Annotated in this window: 2 protein-coding genes and 1 other RNA gene; 1 reads left to right on the top strand and 2 read right to left on the bottom strand. The window is 66.4% G+C overall.

Going from position 1 to position 1,607, the window contains the following annotated elements; translation table 11 throughout:
- On the bottom strand, window positions 1–271 hold a 271-nt coding region (locus tag ACK5M9_RS14340), incomplete at its 3' end, for an ATP-binding cassette domain-containing protein (protein WP_416893822.1).
- Window positions 272–470: 199 nt separating this feature from the next.
- Between ACK5M9_RS14340 and ssrA the strand changes: the two genes are divergently transcribed.
- Window positions 471–840, top strand: a transfer-messenger RNA (tmRNA) gene (ssrA, locus tag ACK5M9_RS14335).
- 202 nt (window positions 841–1,042) lie between these two features.
- On the opposite strand, the gene ACK5M9_RS14330 is transcribed toward ssrA, so the two are convergent.
- A partial coding sequence (locus tag ACK5M9_RS14330; RefSeq protein WP_416893821.1) for a hypothetical protein occupies window positions 1,043–1,607 on the bottom strand: 565 nt, incomplete at its 5' end.

The following is a 1,607-nucleotide window of genomic DNA, read 5'->3' as shown; positions in this document are numbered from 1 at the left end:
GCTCGTCGGTGTCGGTCACGCCGGTGCCGTCCAGCCGGATCGTTCCGCTGGTGGGAGCGTCCAGACCCCCGATCAGCCGCAGCAGGGTCGATTTCCCGCAGCCCGATGCTCCGACGATCGCGAGGATCTCGGCGGGGGAGAGGTCGATGTCCACCCCGCGCAGCACCTCGCGCGTTCCGCCGTCGACCGGGAAGGTCCGGCCGACGCCGGTCAGGCGCAGGGCGTTCGCCGGCCGCTGGCGCGCTGGCGAGGCGTCGGTGATGGTGCTCATGCGCACAATGGTTGCGTGCGCATGCTGAAGACACCCAACTCGGCCGTAATGGTTCGTCACCGTGTGTCATGTGACATTCGCATGGAGGTCGATCAGGCGATGCGATGGCTGCTGTATGCCGGGCGTTGTATACTTATCTGCTCGATGCTTGCCGAGCATGACAACTCCACAGCGTGACAGCGGCTCATTCGATGAACTCGGGGATGATCGGTTTCGACATCGTCTGCGTAGTTTCGAGAAGCGGGCCGAGGATGCAGGGTTATCTCGTGAACGCCCCCTGCACACCAATAACTGCCGAAAAGAAGCAGTCCGACGTCGCCCTCGCTGCCTAAGCGAGCCCGATAGTCCGTCAGCCCGTGTGTGATTCCGGCACGGACCCTGGCGTCATCTAGGAATCTTGCTGCGCGGTGGCGTCTGGACGCCGCGTGGGACTTCTCCCAGGCTGGGCCCGTCGACTTGAGTGTCTGTGCTAAAGGTCGGGGTCGAGCAGAACGCCTTCACAGACTGCGCCCGGAGAAGACGGAGCAACCCAGCGATGGACGGGGGTTCGATTCCCCCCATCTCCACCACGCCGCTGTCACGGAGGTGAACTGTTCACGTGTCCCGGCGACGGTGTGGGGCACAGGATGACGGACGAACAGCATCCTGACATGCACATCGTCGCCAATCCGGCTGCAGTGGCGCGGCGGGCGGGTCATCTCCGCCGACGGAGGTGCGGGATGGCGACGTTGTGCGCGGCGGTGTGTTGCGCGGCCGCTGGCGTTGGTGCGGTCAGGCCGGTGGCCACTGGATCAGCAGCAGTCCCTGTTTGGTGTCGGAATAGACGATCTGGGTGTCGGTGAACAGATAGGTGGTGCCGTAGCCCTCGTCGTCGGTCCACATCGACCGGTTCGGGTCTTCGGTGAGGTAGACGCCGCCCGGCGCCTCCTCCCGCAGCCACCCCTGCGCGATCAGCTGTTGCTGGAGTTCGGCGGAGTCCTGCCCCTGCAGCGGCGCCCAGCCGAACAGCTGCAGATGGTCGCCGGCGGGTGCTGAGAAGTCGGCCCACATGCAGACGAGTCCGTCGCCGAGCTGCGTTTCCCCGATGAAGAAGGGGCGCTCTTGTGCCGTCCAACCCACGGCGGCGAAGTCGGCCACGGTCACCGGGGAGATGAGGGTGTCGCACGTGGGCCGGTCCGGCACCTGGGCGGTGTTCTGCGGACTCGGTGTCGCCGTCGCGGTTTCAGCGGGAGTGGGCGCCTGGGCGGCCAGGGTGCTCTGCGGTGACGCCGCGGTGCTGCACGCGGTCAGCATACATGCCGCGGCCAGCGCGATACCGGCCAGAGCGAGTGGGTGC

It is taken from the genome of Mycobacterium sp. (assembly GCF_047975165.1).
Classification (GTDB): Bacteria; Actinomycetota; Actinomycetes; order Mycobacteriales; family Mycobacteriaceae; genus Mycobacterium.
Note: the sequence above shows the minus strand (reverse complement) of the source record. Positions and strands in the feature narration are given on the sequence as shown.